The sequence below is a fragment of the Dyella sp. OK004 genome (genome assembly GCF_900114495.1).
Lineage (GTDB): Bacteria > Pseudomonadota > Gammaproteobacteria > Xanthomonadales > Rhodanobacteraceae > Dyella_D.
Genome location: NZ_FOZI01000003.1, coordinates 536,880 through 551,435 on the forward strand (window position 1 = coordinate 536,880; position 14,556 = coordinate 551,435).

Here is a 14,556-nt window from a genome sequence, read left to right on the forward strand (position 1 = left end):
GGCGAATAGCCGTTAAAATTAGACGCCCCGTCCCACTGGTGAGACACATATGGACCTGCTCGCGCTCGCCGACTTCAACCTGGTGGCCCGCCATGGCGGGTTTGGCAGAGCCGCCCGCGAAGCCGGCCGCCCGAAGGCGACCCTGTCCCGGAGGGTGGCCGAGTTGGAAGCCAGCCTGGACCTGCGCTTGTTCGAGCGAGGCGCGCGATCCCTCAAGCTCACCGAAGAGGGCCGCGCTCTGTTCGAACGAACGGGCCTCTTGCTGACCGAGCTTGAGGAAACGGCCACAGCGATCGCCTCAGGTGGACACGCCGCCCGCGGTCGATTGCGAATCAGCGCGCCGCTGCTCTTTTCGCAAGCCGCCATGGGAAAACTGGCGGCGGGTTTTGCGCTTCGGTATCCGGAGGTGCAGTTGGAGATCACCGCGGAAGATCGCGCCGTGGACATGATTGAAGAAGCCTATGACCTGGTCATTCGCGTCAATCCGGAACCTGATGCAACGCTTGTCGGGCGCATCTTCCTTCGTGATCGGCTGGTGGTTGTCGCGAGCCCGAACCTGCCACTTCCCGCCGACGGCGGACCGGTGCCTACCGTAACCCGCGGACCCATGACGCAGGCAGAAATCTGGACGGTGGCGACGCCCTCGGGGCCATTGACCATAGCGGCCAAGCCCGTGCTCAGCCTGTCATCGCTCATCATGGCTCGCGATGCCGTTCGCATGGGTGTCGGCGCCGCGCGCCTCCCCCTGTCGTTGGCCATCCCGGATCTGGCCGCCGGAACGCTGGTGCATTGGGGTGACGTGGAAGGGCCTGAGATCGCCCTTTGGGTGCTTTACCCCACGCGGCGATTGCTGAGCGCTCGCGTGTCGGCGTTCCTGGACTATCTCAGGGAAGCCTTCCCACTGGGTACGCCCGACGAACTCGCCGCCTATATCGGGAGATGAAGGTTCTCTCGTCGCTCAAGGGAGCCTCGAATAACTGACCTTCAAGTTCGTCATCCCGGCGAAAGCCGGGATCCAGCGACTTTAAATTCTTGAAGAGCAAAGGCACTGGATTCCGGCTTTCGCCGAAGCGCTTTACAACAGCGAAGCTGGTCAATGACGAGTAAGAAGAGGTTATTCGAGCGTTTCACCCGCTGACGCTAGTCAGTCCTTTCCAGCCGCAGACGGCTGCTCCGTCGGCACGACGGTGAGCACAACGCTGGACGGATAAGCACGACTGTGATGTACCGCGTTGCGAGCGATCACGCCTTCGCTCTCGTCGTAGTTGTTGCCACCCGTGTTGAGGTTGCGGTCGAAGCGCGGGAAGTTGCTGCTGGAGATGGCGATGCGCAGCTTGTGGCCCGGCTTGAAGTAATAGCTGGTATCGATCGGCTGAAAGGTCACCGCAACCACCTCGTCCGGCTTCATCCACGCCAGCGGCTTGTCGTAGCCGTTGCGATAGCGCATGCGCTGGATGTTCTCGGTGATGTTGAAGGCGCGACCGTCCGGGTATACATCGATCACCTTGAAGGTGAAGTCGGTGTCTTTCGCGCTGGAGGAAACGTGCAGCGTGACGGTGATCGGCCCGCTGGCTTCGGTGCCTTGCGCGAACGGCTCGGTGTCGTACACCAGCACGTCATTGCGGGTTTCCTGTTCGCGCTGATCGTACGAACCGAACTTCACCGCGTTGCCCTGGCAGCAGCCACCGCCGCCGTAGGTGGGCACCGGATTGGCCGGGTCGTAGACGAACTGGTCGGGGTGATCATCGCCGTCCGGCTGAGCGATCAGTTTGCCGTCGCCGTAGAGTGTGTTGGCCTTGCCTTCGCTGGTGAAGTAGAACTCTCTTGTCGTGGCACCGGCCGGCGGCCACGTGGCCGACTTCTTCCACTCGTTCTTGCCCATCAGGTAATACATCACCTTGGGCTGCTTCTTCACCACGTCGCTGTCTTCGCCCTTGAGGAAGCGATCGAACCAGCCGAACACCAGCGCGTTGTAGTCGAAGCGCGCGTCGCCCATGTCCATGTCACCCACTACGGTGTGTTCGGTGGCGCGGGTGTAGGCGCAGTGCAGCACCGGTGCGATCACCGCGTACTGCTGGTCGGCGACCTCCTTGGGCGCGGTGCGGCGCACCTCGTTATAGGCCGCGAGATTGGGCGACACCGATACGTCGAACCAGCTCATGAACCACAGGCCCGGCTTGGCGATCTTCATGTTGTCGTGCCACAGGCCGCCCTTGTGCCAGGCGGGGTCGTTGGGCGTGCGCGCGATCATGTTGCCGCCGGTGGCGACCGGCATGCGCGTGTCGAAGATGCCCGGCGGGCCGCCTACGGCCTTGATCAGGTCCTTCTCCGGCAGGTGCCGGAACGCCTTGTCCCAATCCACCGGTGGCATCTGCGGCGCCAGGTCAAAGAAGCGCGAGGCGTTAACCAGCTCGGCCTGCGTGGTGTTCGCGGAGAACATCGGCCGCACCTGATTCTGGATGCCGTAGTCGTAGATCCAGGCGATGAACAACATTTGCACCGCGCCGCCGCGATACCAATTGCCCTGCTCGTAATACGGCCCTACCCGGCCCACACCCGCACCGAAGCCCTGCACATTGAAGGTGGCAAGCGCCGGTTCGTTCTGCGATACCACGGCCATCTGCCACTCAGCCGTAGACGAGCAACCCGTGGTGCCCACCTTGCCGTTGGACCATGGCTGCGAAGAAATCCAGCGCACCGCATCCACGCCATCGCTGACCGGCGCGCCGAGAATGTCGTAGTTGCCTTCGGAGAAGAAATGGCCGCGCTCGTTCATCTCGACGTAGGCGTAGCCATGCTTCACCGCGTCGAGCGGGCGCGTCATGTCGCGCGGCGCGCCGAGTTTCACGTCCCAGTAGTTGAAGTTGTACGGCGTGCGCGAAAAGATCGTCGGCAGCTTGCCCTTGGTATTCTTCGGACGGTAAATGTCGGCGGCCATGCGCTTGCCGTCGCGCATCTTCACCATCACTTTGCGGTCGATCACCGCCACATCCTCCAGCGCCTTCTCGGTGTCATTGCGCTTGGCGATCTGCTCGGCCTGCGGGTCTTTGGCCTGAGCTGCCGCGGTGTAAGGCAAGGCGAGGCAGAACGAGGCGGCCATGGCGGCGGCGATCGAGGCCAAATGGTGGCGTGACATATGAGCTCCCCTGGTGGTGATGCCGCCGACTATAAGAAGAATCGGCGCGTGGGGATATTGCGCAGTGCCGCACGGTTGCCTTGTTGCGCCCTCCGATTAGCAATGAGTCTCAGCGACGTGAATGGTGGGCTCCCTCCCCTGCTCGCGACGCGAAGCTAGTCCCGTGGGACAGGGGAGGGTTGGGGAGGGGTGAGTACTTAAGGAAGAGCATCGGGGGAGGTTTTCTTAAGGGCTTACCCCCTCCCAGCCTCCCCCTGCTCGCAGGGGGAGGAGCGCCATCGGAGCTTCGATCAGGCTCGCTCAACGCGCCGACATCATCGCGACACCGCGACGAAGAAAACCCTGACAGACGCGCGATGCATCCTTTGCTACGTTCGGTCAGTCACCGACGCCGTCTCTGAAAGGGCTACGTCGGTGACCATGGCAGCGATGCTGTGGAAGAAGCGCGGATCGTGGGAGCGTTGGACCTCACACGACCCGCTAACCAAACCAACTAGATAGGAGTTGATTGTGGCTACGCCCGATCATACGGCACCTGTTCGCCTGTCGGATCCCCCCGACGAAAAATCCACCGCTCCACGCGACCGCTCGCGCCCTTCCACAGGCGCGACGAGAGGGGCGCGCAAGCGCCGATCCATCAAGCTCACCGGCATCGCCATTGCGGTGGACGCGGTCACGTGTGTGCTTGCACGCAATGAGAAACTTCGTGGTGTGCAAGATCACAGCAATCCGGCTGAAGCGACGTACGATCCACTGACGCTGGAATGCAGCGGCGGATTACTCGTCGCGGTTCACTTTCTGAAGCAGTACGCCAGGAAAGTTAAGCAAGGGAAAGTGACAGACGACTAGCGGCCAATGATCACCCGCGACACATCGCGTTATGAGCACGGTGTGTCGCACCTGGGTGGCTGGTTGCTTGGAGCGCCCCTTCCCAGCTGGCACGCCTATAAGCCGCTGACCGCCAGCTCATAGCACGCTCTCCCCGCCTCCTTGGCCCGATAGAGCGCCACATCGGCGCGTTGCATCAGTTCGTCCTCGGATCCTACGTCGCGGCACAATGCCGCCCCGATGCTCAAGGTGACATCCAGTCTGGCTGAGTCCAGTAGAACTGGCTCGGACATGGCATCGGTAATCTTCTTCGCCAAGGCCTCGGCCGCATAGGTGGCATCCACGTCATTGCATAGAATGACGAACTCATCGCCTCCCAGGCGCGCCACCACATCCGATTTGCGGGTCACGCTCTTGAGTCGATGCGCGATTTCCCGGAGCACCGCATCACCCGTGCCGTGCCCATAGCTGTCATTGATGGATTTGAAATGATCGACATCGATGATCAGCAACATCAAGGGAAAGCGTGCAGCCCGTGCGCGCTCAAGCGCCAGGTGAAGACAGTCGACGAAATAGCGCCTATTCGCGAGCCCGGTAAGCGCGTCGTAGTGGGCCAGGTAGGCCAGCTCTTGTTCGGCGCGTTTGATGTCGGTGATGTCGGTGGTCAGCGCATAGAATCCGGTGCGCTCGCCCGCCGCCGACATCGCCGGAAGATACGTGGTTTGCAGGTAATGGTTCTGGCCATCGCTCCCTTCCATTTCGTAGGAGAAGGTGGCCTCTCCGCCGGCGAGCGCACAGGCGATATGAGCGTAAAAGCGCTCATAGAGAGCCGCACCCCGAACCTCTCGAACGGTACGGCCGATGATGTCCTGAGGCTTCTGGCCGGAGACCTTTTGAACGTACGCATTGATGAAGGTGTAGCGTTCCGCGGAATCTACATGCGCAATAACAGCCGGAATATTGTCCGTGATGGTGCGCAACCGCTTCTCGCTGTCAGCCAGCGCCTGTTCGGCGAGCACACTCTCGGTAACGTCACGCCCGGTGTAGATCAGCTCCGACTCGGCCGGGTTGTCAGGGCTTGGCGCTATGCGTACTAAGGCCTCGATCCAGACATAGTGCCCGTCGCGATGCTGCAGGCGATACTGGGTCAGGGAGGATTTACCCGACGCCCACAGCTCGGCGACGGCTGTGGCTACCCGCTCCCGATCGTCCGGGTGAATGAGTTCCGGGTGAGGCTTCATGAAGTCCGCCACCTCCCAGCCCAGCAAATCTTTGATGGAAGGTGACACATAGCGTCGCTCACCGTTACGGCAAATGCGCATGACCAGGTCGCTCGCGTAATCCGCCAGCAGGCGATAACGAATTTCGCTGTCACGAATTTGCTGCTCCAGCCGCCGACGATCGGCCAGCGTGAGCGCAACGGGCACCGTGATCAGGCAAATCACGCCGAGATAGACCTGCGCCAGCAACGCGTGCGCATTCGGGCTGGCGTTGACCATGAGATCGAATGGCCCCGTGCCCATGGCGGTAGCCACATTGGTGATCAATGCGACCATCAAAACGCCAACCACCAGCCCAGGGAAGTGATGGCGAAACACCGCGAAGAGCAAGGGCGCAAAGACCAGGAAGAGCAGCGGATATCGCGATTGGACAAATACCCCGATGGTCGTCACAGCGACCAGCGTCATATCCCGGAAGAATGCGATGCGGTGCCCTGGGTTGCCGAGCATACGGCTCCGCTGCGTCAGCACCACTAGAGTCGCCGTCGCCACAATCACCATGCCCAGGACATGGGCGCGGAACCACCAGTCGACCGTAGGCCAGTAGCTGCCTTTGTGCGTCGCCGCGATAACCCCTGCCGCCAGGAGCGCGGAGACCGCACTGGCGACCAAGGTCGAGCTCAACGCCACCCGGCCCAGGCGCAGGAAGGTGGTGTCGTCGGCAATGCGCGGGAATGCGCGGCGCACCGCGAAGGCGACGATCAGCGTTTCCAGGCCATTGATGAGGCCCAGGGCCAGGCTGGGTAGCAGCGGCGCCCTCTGCAGTCCCTTGCCAGCCAGGTAGGCGATTAAAGAGACCGCCAGGTAGACAGGCCATTTCTTGCCTGAAACGCGCAAAAGGGAGCCGACCACCACTCCGTTGGCGATCCAGATGGATACCACGCTACTGGTTGCGCTAGTCAGCACCAGCGAGTAGCTGGTCACGGCAAAGATCGCGGCAAACAACCCCAGCGCCTCCCATAGAAGCGTGTGGTGCTTGAACCTTGGTTCTTCGGAAATTCGCCGGTTCATAACCTTCCCCGTCAACACCCGGGGAACACTATGCATAGTTCGGGCCAGCATGCCCGGACATGGCGCACATCGGCGTGTCAAGAAATTGACGCGCTTGGCGTATGAGCGCTGCGGCGGCAGCCTGACCCGCGCGGCTCTTCTGTCAGCCCGCAATGATGTGCTTGCCAATACCTGATTAGCGTCGAGTCTCAGCTAGGCGCGCTTTTCTCCTCCCCCTGCTCGCGACGCGACTTTCATTCACGGATCGATCGCGCGGGTGAAGCGTTTGTGTGAAGCGAGTTGCGACTAGCGCGCCTTTGACCAGGAGCGGTTCGAGTTCGGAGCGGGCTACGCAGAACACATCACCGGCGCTGCGCCACCTCTGCCGCGCTAAGCGTGCCCTGCTGCCCGCCAAAGTGGCTGACTACGTAGTTGGATAGTGCGGCGATCTCAGCATCGGTATAGGCGTGCCCGAACGATGGCATGAAGATGCGCTGCCCACTTACGTGCAGCTGCGATCCATGCAGGATCACCTGGGTGAGATTGGTGGCATGAGGATCGCGCACGGAACGCGTGCCGGTGAGCGAGGCGTAATCGGTCTGGCGCCCCTGCCCGCTATCGAGATGGCAACCCGCGCATGCGCCAACGAAGAGTTGTTCGCCCAGGCCCGCGGTGGACGCCACCGGTGCGCTGCCCGTTGCGGCGGCGGGTGGTACGGATATGCCGCCCGCCTGCGGCTTCACCTCGCGTAGGTAGGCGACCAGCGCCGAGATATCGGAAGGCGTCAGGTATTGCAGGCTGTTCTCCACGACCTCGCCCATCGGGCCAGACGCAGTGCCCCGCCCGGCGGCATGTCCCTTGGATAAATAACTGGCCAGCTCCTGATCGGTCCAGGAGCCAATGCCGTGATCCTTGTCCGGCGTGATGTTGTAGGCCTTCCAGCCCTGCAGCTCGGTGCCGGCCAGCGCCTGGCCGGTCTTCAACGCAAAAGCAGCATTCCTTGGCGTGTGGCATTCATCGCAATGCCCCAACGCCGTTGCCAGGTAGGCGCCACGATTCCAGGCTTCAGACTTGCCCTGCTCCGGCTGGAAACGCTGCTTTTTCAGGAACGCCGCATTCCATAGGCTGATCGCCCAACGCTGGTTGTAGGGAAAGGACAGCTCATTCGTGCGAGCCGGCGCATGGATGGCCGGAAGGCTAAACAGATACGCCTTGATCGCAAGAATGTCATCGCGGCTGAGCGCCGTGTACGACGTATAGGGAAACGCCGGATACAGCGGCTGGCCTTCTTTGTTGACACCCGCATGCATCGCGCGCACGAACTCGTCGTCGCTCCACGTACCGATGCCGGTGTCCTTGTCGGCGGTGATATTGGTGGAATAGATCGTGCCCATCGGCAGCTTGAAGGCCACGCCACCGGCGAAGGCCTGCCCACCGGGCACGGTGTGGCAGGCCGCGCAATCGGCGGCGCGCGTGAGGTATTCGCCGCGCGCCTGTGGTGTCGTGAGCTCGGCCGGTGCGCCGGCGACCGTCGGCTGGGTCGCGGTTTCGTCGCCACTGTGACGTACGGTAAGCAAGGCGTAGGCACTGAAACCGATCACCACCAGCAGAATCAGGGCCACGAGCCGGCCGATGAGGCGTCCGATTTTCATGCGAGGCTCCTCGCTTTTGCGGCGACGTCGCCAACGATGTCCGCCGGCTCGCTCACGGCCGACATCACGGCCTTCAGCGCATTCTTGTCCTGCACCAGTGCGGTGGTATCGATCGGCAACGTTCTGAGACGGACGCCGGTCGCGGCGAAGATGGCATTGGTCAGGCTGGGCATAGCCATCACCGTGCCGGTTTCACCGATGCCGCCAGGCTGCTCCTTGCTCGGCACGATATAGACCTCGATCGGTGGCGTCTCGTTGAGGCGCAGCACGCGGTAATCGTTGAAGTTGCGCTGCTCCACGGCGCCGCCCTTCAGCGTAATGCCGCTGTAGAGCGCCGCGCTCCAGCCGAACACGAGGCCGCCCTGAATCTGCGCTTCCACAGTATTGGGGTTGATCACGGTGCCGCAGTCGACAGCCGCCACCGCGCGCTTCATGCGGATCTCGCCTTGCGGCGACACCTCCACATCCATCACCACGCAGAGATAACTGCCGAACGGCGCGGCCAGGGCGATACCGCGTCCGTGCCGCGCAGGCAATGCGCCCTGGCCCCATCCTGCCTTCTGCACGGCCAGCTCCAGCACGGCACGCGCGCGTGGATTGTCGCCGAGCATGTCGCGTCGATAGGCCACGGGGTCTTTGCCAGCAGCATGAGCAAGCTCGTCCACGAAGCTCTCGACCACGAAGACGTTGTGCGTGGGGCCGACGCCACGCCACCAGCCAACCGGAACGCCCGCAGGCATGTCATGACGCACCCAGTCCACGCGCATGTTGGGTATGGCATAGGGGAGATCGGCAGCGCATTCCACCAGGTCCGGATCGAGGCCGTTCTTGCCCATGGCGCCGGGCGCAAACACCGCCATCACCGAGGCGCCCGTCGTGCGATGGGTCCAGGCCACCGGTTGGCCCTGGCCATCGAGCGTGGCCGAGATGCGGTCGTAATAGGCGGGGCGATAGCGATCCTGGGCGATGTCTTCCTCGCGCGTCCAGATCACCTTCACCGGATAGTCCGCCTGCTTGGCGATGGCGACGGCCTGCTCCACCGAATCCTCGAACAGGCGCCGCCCGAAGCCGCCGCCCATGTACTGGTTGTGCACCATGATGCGCTCAGCCGGCAAGCCGGTGATCTTGGTGGCGACGTCGACGCAGCGCGCGGGCACCTGTGTGCCTACCCAGATTTCGCAGGCATCGGGGCGCACATGCACCACGGTGTTGAGCGGTTCCATGGTGGTATGCGCCAGCATCGGCAACTGATACGTGGCCGAGATCGCCTTGCCGCTCACGCCGTCGACATGCCCGACCTCGCGCCCCATGATGGGTGTGCCGTGCTCGGAGGCATGCGCCATGTCCTGGAACAGTTGTTCCGTGGTGAAGTTGGCATTCGCGCCGCGATTCCAGGTGATGTCCAACGCTTCGAGCCCCTGCTTCGCCGCCCAGAAGTGTTCGCCGATTACGGCGACAGCGCTGTCCAGTTTCACCACCTTGAGCACGCCGGGGATGGCGCGCGCGCGGGTGTCATCCACCGCACCCACGCGCCCGCCAAGCGTAGGACAGGCCTGCACGGTGGCGACCTTCATGCCGGGCACGCGGATGTCGATGCCGAAAGGCAGCGTGCCATCCACTTTCCCTGGCGTATCCACGCGACGCATCGGTTTGCCGATGAGCTGGAAATCACTGGGGTCTTTCAGCGGCGCCTTATCGGGCGGTAGCAATTTCGCCGCCGCGTCGGCCAGTTCGGCGTAGCGCAGCGTGCGCCCGGTCGGCGCATGAGTGACCAAGCCGCGCGACGCCGTGCATTGCGACGCATCCACCTTCCAGCGTTGGGCGGCCGCGCTCACCAACATGGAGCGAGCCGCGGCGCCGGCATTGCGCAGGGTGGTCCAGCAATAGCGGATGGTGGTGGAGCCGCCCGTCGCCTGTTCGCCTAGCAAGGGGTTGGCGTAGAGCTTGCGGTTGGCCGGCGCATGTTCGACGGTGATCTGGTCGAGGCCTACGTCCAGTTCTTCGGCCAGTAAGGTGGCTTGGCCGGTATAGGCGCCCTGCCCCATCTCGATGCTTGGCATCACCAATTGCACGCTGCCATCGTTGCCGATGCGCACATACGCGTTGGGCGCGAACTGCGGATGGCCCGCGTCGATGCGGGCGCTGTCCGCCAATCCCCATACGCGACTGGCGCCGCCCAGCCACATGAAAGCCACCACCAGGCCACCACGCTTCAGCAACTCGCGGCGGGATGGGTCCAGCAAATCGGTATCGGCCTCAGCGGGGTGTGTGCGATGGGTCATGACATCCTCTCGATCGGTATCCGATACATGTGATGGCATCCGCGAAGATGCCGGCCACTCACTCAGGCGATGGTTTGCGGCAGGGTCATCTGTCCCGTGGCGGCCTGCTTGATGGCCGCGCGGATGCGTACATAGGTGCCGCATCGGCAGAGGTTGCCGGACATGGCCGTGTCGATGTCCGCGTCGGTGGGCGTGGGCTTCTGTGCGAGCAAGGCGGTGGCCGCCATGATCTGCCCTGTCTGGCAGTAACCGCACTGCGCCACTTCGATACCCAGCCAGGCCTGCTGCACCTTCTTGCCGAGATCGGTGCCGCTGACACCTTCGATGGTGGTGACTTTCTTGCCGACCGCACCGGCCACCGGCAGCACGCAGGAACGCACCGCTTGGCCGTCGAGATGCACAGTGCAGGCGCCGCATTGGGCGATGCCGCAGCCGAACTTGGTGCCGGTCAGGCCGATGACGTCGCGCAGCACCCATAACAGGGGCATGTCATCGGGTACGTCGACCTGGGTTTCCTGGCCGTTGATGGTAAGGACGATCATGCGGAGCTCCCTGGCAAAGCGTTGTTGTCACAGCACGCGCCAGGATCAACGACCCGTCGAAGCATGCCAGCAGCCATGTGCGCGCTGTCGCCATCGGGCGGGTCACCGCCTACCCGTGAAGACAGCGCCAAATCTTCCTCTTCGGGAACGAAAAGACAAGTGAAGATGTGGCGGCAACCAAGGCCCTGCTGGTGAAGTGCGCCTGTCGCTGGCTTTGACGGGCCGTTATGGCAGAACATCGACTCATGAACGTCGCCCAAGAGTTTGATCCGCTATATCGCGCCGCCCTGGCGCTCAACTTGGAACACAGCCATGACGGCGCGGCATTGGCCACCATTACCCAGACGCGGGGCTCCACCTTCCGTCGCGCTGGTGCCAGCATGCTGGTGCTGCGTGACGGGCGGCTGATCTGCGAGCTCTCCGGCGGCTGTCCGCAGCGCGACATTGCATGGCGCGCACAGCAAGTGATCGACAGCGGCCAACCGGCGCTCGTCGCGTATGGCCGCGAGGCAAATTACGACGTGATGATCGAAACCGGCTGCGGCGGCGAACTGGAAGTGCTTATCGAGCCGTTGCAGGTGCCGCGTGACCTGCAGTTCCTCGATGCCATCGCGCAATTGCGATCGCGTCGTTTGCCAGGTGCCATGGCGACCGTCTACGCAGCCGATGGCGACGTGCTCGGGCCCAGACCGCAGCGCCTGGTGCAAGGCGAAGGCGTTACATGGAGTGATATCGAAGTCGATGCATTGCGGCAGCAGATTGCTGCCGCGCTGCCGACGATCGATGCCAGCATGCCAAAGGCGGCCACGCGGCGCATGTCGGTGGACGGCCGGAGCTATGAAGTACTGGTTGAGTCGCTGCTGCCACCACATGCACTGGTCATCGTGGGCGACGGCGTCAGCGCGCGCGTGCTTGCTGAGTTGTCCGTGCAGCTGGGCTGGCAAACGACGCTGGTCGATCCGGCGCAGACAACTACGGAAACAAGTAACGGCATCCGGCACATCGCCGCCTCCCCCCAGGCATTGGCGACTCAGGTGGTGCTGGACCACCTGACGTCCGCGGTCGTGATGACTCATCGCCTTGAGCGCGACCTGGGTTACCTGGAGGCGTTGCTGGACACGCCAGTGAGCTATCTCGGCGTCATCGGGTCACGCCAGCGCGCCGCGCAGATACAGGGAGCTTTACCCCACGGCCATCCGCGCTTGCACATGCCGGCGGGATTGGACGTGGGTTCGGAAACGCCGCAGGAAATCGCCCTGGCGGTCGCCGCGGAAATCCTGGCGACACGCAACGGGCGAAGCGGCGGTCCACTAACTCACTCGCAAATGCCCATCCACCCGTGAACGGCAGCGACCTGCACATCGGCGCCGTGGTGCTTGCAGCCGGCAACGCCAGCCGGTTTGGAGCAGCCAAGCAAACCCTGCCAATCAAGGGTATGCCCATGGTGCGGCTTGTCGCCATGGCCGCCCTGGAGGCGGGACTGTCGCCGGTCGTGGTGGTCACCGGTGCCTATGGCGACGCGGTGGCGCGCAGCCTTGACGGCTTGGCCGTCCATCGGGCTGACAACCCGGACTGGACCTCCGGCATGGGAACCTCGCTGGCGTTCGGCGTCACCGCTGCTGCAGCACAGGCAGCGTCACTGCAGGCCGTACTTGTGCTGCTGGCGGATCAGCCCGCCATCACCGCTGCAGACTTGCGCGGCATGCTCGAAGCACACGCTTCCGCTCCGGAACGCATTCTGGCCGCCCGCTACGAAGACCACCTCGGTCCGCCCTGCATCTTCCCCCGCACCATCTTCGACGAATTGATGGCGCTCCGTGGCCCGCATGGCGCACGTTTGCTACTGAAACATCACGCCACCTGCGTCGATGCCTACGACCTGCCATCGGCCGCTTTAGACATTGATACGCCGGCGGATTACGCAGCGTGGTCGCCATAAGCGCGCGCCGTCAGTTGATGCCCCGCGCGACCTCTCCGAACCCCGCCTAGGCATGGTTCGGCGACAAGATTTTCGAGCCACTGGCAAACTCTTGCGACGCCGGCGAAGGGCAAGAATTCGAGCATGATTTCTTTCGCGGGGTATTGCTTTTGCACATGCCCGAAGTCTGAAAAGTCGGCGTATAAGAGAAGGCGAAAAGGGGGCATGGGTTCACAAGCGAAACACGGCCCCCAAGGGGTCTGATGGCCGCCATGAACGCCAAAGCTGTATCCGTTATCGATATGGATTGGGATGCATTCGATCCCTGGCGCATCCAGCCGTTGACGCACACGCTGACGGAACACCCGCTGCTGCAATCCGATCAACTGGTGGCGCTGGGAAAGCGTTGCCGAGGAACGAGCCGCTGGTATTCCTTCAGTAGCAACGTGAGCGCTGGTACCAACTTCGATGACGCAGCGAGCCTCTTTCCGAGCGGCCAGTCGGCGGTGGATTCACTTAGGGATATCGCCAACGCCAATGCATGGGTACTGCTACGGCACATTCAGGCCGATCCGCTTTACCAGGAGCTGGTCGACTTCGTCATCAACTCCATTCGGTCGCAGATCGAGCGCAAGGATCCCGGCTTGTACTACCGCGCCGGCTGGATCTTCTCCGCCTCACCCCGCACCGCCACACCCTTTCATATCGACCGGAGCCACGTGGTGCTGCTGCAGGTGCGCGGCACCAAGACGATATATGTGTGGGATCCCGATGACACGGTAGTGGTCAGCGATCGCGCACGCGATTGCTTCCACATGCGTCACGACCTGAGCCGCACCGTATGGCATGAAGAGTTTCGCGACCGCGCCCATGCTTTCGTATTGAAGCCCGGCACGGGTGTCTACATGCCGCTGACCAGCCCGCATATGGTCGAGACAAGCAACGAGGCATCCACCACAATCAGCTTTACCTACAACACCGACGCTACCCGCCGGATTGCAAAAATACACGTCATGCGGGAGATGCTTAACCGCATGGGCATTACTCCACCCGCTTTCGGCAGAAACAACATCTTCGATCATGCGGCACTCGCCGCCGCTTCGGCCATCATCGTATGCAGAGGACCCGGCGGACATCCGCCAGCCTGTCCGTCCCTGCTACATAAAAGCGCGTACGCAGTGGCGGACTGAAGCATCATTCCGGCGTCGCGCCTGGCGGATCATTTCAGATGAAAGGCGTGGCGAAGCTCAGCACTTCGGCGCACTTGCGCCGGCCATGAAGAACGCCAGCGCCTGGGCAAGCTCGTCGCGCAAGCTAGCCTCGCCATGATCCAGCCAGCGCAATACCGCACCCAGATAAAGGAAATGCAGGTGGCTGGATAACAGGAGCGGAGCGATATCGTTGCGGATTTCGCCTTTCGCTTGCGCCTGTTCGATCAACTGCGCATACAGCGTCAGCATGTCGGAGTCGCCCTGCCCGGCCTGCCCGTCGCCGACCGCCTGGAAGCGGTAGCGGATGTAGGGCGCTGCATAGTCGCGGTGCGCCTCCCACCATTGCGCCGAGGCATCCAATACCCCGGTCAGTCTCGCCTGCACGCTGCGGCGTGCCATGGCCTTGTGCAGCAAGGGCCCGAGATCGCTGGCCAATTGCTGGTGCAGGGCGTGCACGAGTGCCGCCTCTTTGACCGGAAAGTGGTTGTACAGCGTGCCGCGTGCGACGTCCGCTTCAGCGGCGATCTGCTCCATGGTGACGGCCTCGTAACCCAACTTCTCAAACAGGGTCAGCGCCACCGCGGACAGATGTTCACGAGTGCGGACGCGCTTGCGATGGGTGCGGGTGGATGTAGACATGCCAGGGCCTTGTGTTGAACAATGCTCATAATTAGACATTGTTCAATTATGTGTTGGGCCAGCTTACCACGCCACGGC

The 14,556-nt window shown here is 62.8% G+C and carries 11 protein-coding genes; 5 read left to right on the forward strand and 6 right to left on the reverse strand.

Annotated features, from left to right (window positions below; translation table 11 throughout):
- Positions 1 to 49: 49 nt before the first annotated feature.
- Positions 50 to 943: a LysR family transcriptional regulator gene (locus BM338_RS14855; RefSeq protein ID WP_090451969.1), complete on the forward strand. Its 894-nt coding sequence runs from the start codon at positions 50 to 52 to the stop codon at positions 941 to 943.
- Positions 944 to 1,144: 201 nt separating this feature from the next.
- Here BM338_RS14855 and BM338_RS14860 read toward each other — a convergent pair whose 3' ends face one another.
- Entirely contained in the window at positions 1,145 to 3,136 is a 1,992-nt protein-coding gene (locus BM338_RS14860) for a CocE/NonD family hydrolase (RefSeq protein WP_218156358.1), read from the reverse strand.
- A gap of 510 nt (positions 3,137 to 3,646) precedes the next feature.
- On the opposite strand from BM338_RS14860, the gene BM338_RS21405 reads away from it, so the two are divergent.
- The gene (locus tag BM338_RS21405; protein ID WP_143109311.1) at positions 3,647 to 3,985 is read left to right on the forward strand and encodes a hypothetical protein; all 339 of its coding nucleotides are present in this window, start codon (positions 3,647 to 3,649) and stop codon (positions 3,983 to 3,985) included.
- Between the two features lie 95 nt (positions 3,986 to 4,080).
- On the opposite strand, the gene BM338_RS14865 is transcribed toward BM338_RS21405, so the two are convergent.
- From BM338_RS14865 to BM338_RS14880, 4 genes are all read right to left on the reverse strand, one after another.
- Positions 4,081 to 6,255 (reverse strand): sensor domain-containing diguanylate cyclase, encoded by a 2,175-nt coding sequence (locus BM338_RS14865; protein ID WP_177229368.1) that lies wholly within the window; start codon positions 6,253 to 6,255, stop codon positions 4,081 to 4,083.
- Positions 6,256 to 6,596: 341 nt separating this feature from the next.
- Positions 6,597 to 7,886: a c-type cytochrome gene (locus BM338_RS14870; protein ID WP_090451973.1), complete on the reverse strand. Its 1,290-nt coding sequence runs from the start codon at positions 7,884 to 7,886 to the stop codon at positions 6,597 to 6,599.
- On the reverse strand, positions 7,883 to 10,168 hold the full coding sequence (locus BM338_RS14875) for a xanthine dehydrogenase family protein molybdopterin-binding subunit (protein WP_090451976.1): 2,286 nt from the start codon (positions 10,166 to 10,168) through the stop codon (positions 7,883 to 7,885). The genes BM338_RS14870 and BM338_RS14875 overlap by 4 nt, the downstream gene beginning before the upstream one ends.
- A gap of 62 nt (positions 10,169 to 10,230) precedes the next feature.
- Positions 10,231 to 10,710, reverse strand: a complete 480-nt coding sequence (locus BM338_RS14880; protein ID WP_090451978.1) for a (2Fe-2S)-binding protein — start codon at positions 10,708 to 10,710, stop codon at positions 10,231 to 10,233.
- A 245-nt stretch (positions 10,711 to 10,955) separates the two neighbouring features.
- Between BM338_RS14880 and BM338_RS14885 the strand changes: the two genes are divergently transcribed.
- From BM338_RS14885 to BM338_RS14895, 3 genes are all read left to right on the forward strand, one after another.
- On the forward strand, positions 10,956 to 12,053 hold the full coding sequence (locus BM338_RS14885) for an XdhC family protein (protein WP_177229369.1): 1,098 nt from the start codon (positions 10,956 to 10,958) through the stop codon (positions 12,051 to 12,053).
- Entirely contained in the window at positions 12,050 to 12,649 is a 600-nt protein-coding gene (locus BM338_RS14890; RefSeq protein ID WP_177229370.1) for a nucleotidyltransferase family protein, read from the forward strand. Before BM338_RS14885 ends, BM338_RS14890 begins: the two co-directional genes overlap by 4 nt.
- A gap of 251 nt (positions 12,650 to 12,900) precedes the next feature.
- A complete protein-coding gene (locus tag BM338_RS14895; protein ID WP_177229371.1) occupies positions 12,901 to 13,818 on the forward strand; it encodes a JmjC domain-containing protein in 918 nt (305 codons plus the stop codon).
- A 57-nt stretch (positions 13,819 to 13,875) separates the two neighbouring features.
- Here BM338_RS14895 and BM338_RS14900 read toward each other — a convergent pair whose 3' ends face one another.
- Positions 13,876 to 14,478: a TetR/AcrR family transcriptional regulator gene (locus BM338_RS14900; RefSeq protein ID WP_255367326.1), complete on the reverse strand. Its 603-nt coding sequence runs from the start codon at positions 14,476 to 14,478 to the stop codon at positions 13,876 to 13,878.
- Between the last annotated feature and the right edge of the window lie 78 nt (positions 14,479 to 14,556).

Bases quoted from the DNA above. Each gene is read 5' to 3' on its own strand.
- BM338_RS14855 (WP_090451969.1), top strand. From the start codon at position 50: ATGGACCTGCTCGCGCTCGCCGACTTCAACCTGGTGGCCCGCCATGGC.
- BM338_RS14860 (WP_218156358.1), bottom strand. From the start codon at position 3,136: ATGTCACGCCACCATTTGGCCTCGATCGCCGCCGCCATGGCCGCCTCG.
- BM338_RS14865 (WP_177229368.1), bottom strand. From the start codon at position 6,255: ATGAACCGGCGAATTTCCGAAGAACCAAGGTTCAAGCACCACACGCTT.
- BM338_RS14870 (WP_090451973.1), bottom strand. From the start codon at position 7,886: ATGAAAATCGGACGCCTCATCGGCCGGCTCGTGGCCCTGATTCTGCTG.
- BM338_RS14875 (WP_090451976.1), bottom strand. From the start codon at position 10,168: ATGACCCATCGCACACACCCCGCTGAGGCCGATACCGATTTGCTGGAC.
- BM338_RS14880 (WP_090451978.1), bottom strand. From the start codon at position 10,710: ATGATCGTCCTTACCATCAACGGCCAGGAAACCCAGGTCGACGTACCC.
- BM338_RS14885 (WP_177229369.1), top strand. From the start codon at position 10,956: ATGAACGTCGCCCAAGAGTTTGATCCGCTATATCGCGCCGCCCTGGCG.
- BM338_RS14895 (WP_177229371.1), top strand. From the start codon at position 12,901: ATGAACGCCAAAGCTGTATCCGTTATCGATATGGATTGGGATGCATTC.
- BM338_RS14900 (WP_255367326.1), bottom strand. From the start codon at position 14,478: ATGTCTACATCCACCCGCACCCATCGCAAGCGCGTCCGCACTCGTGAA.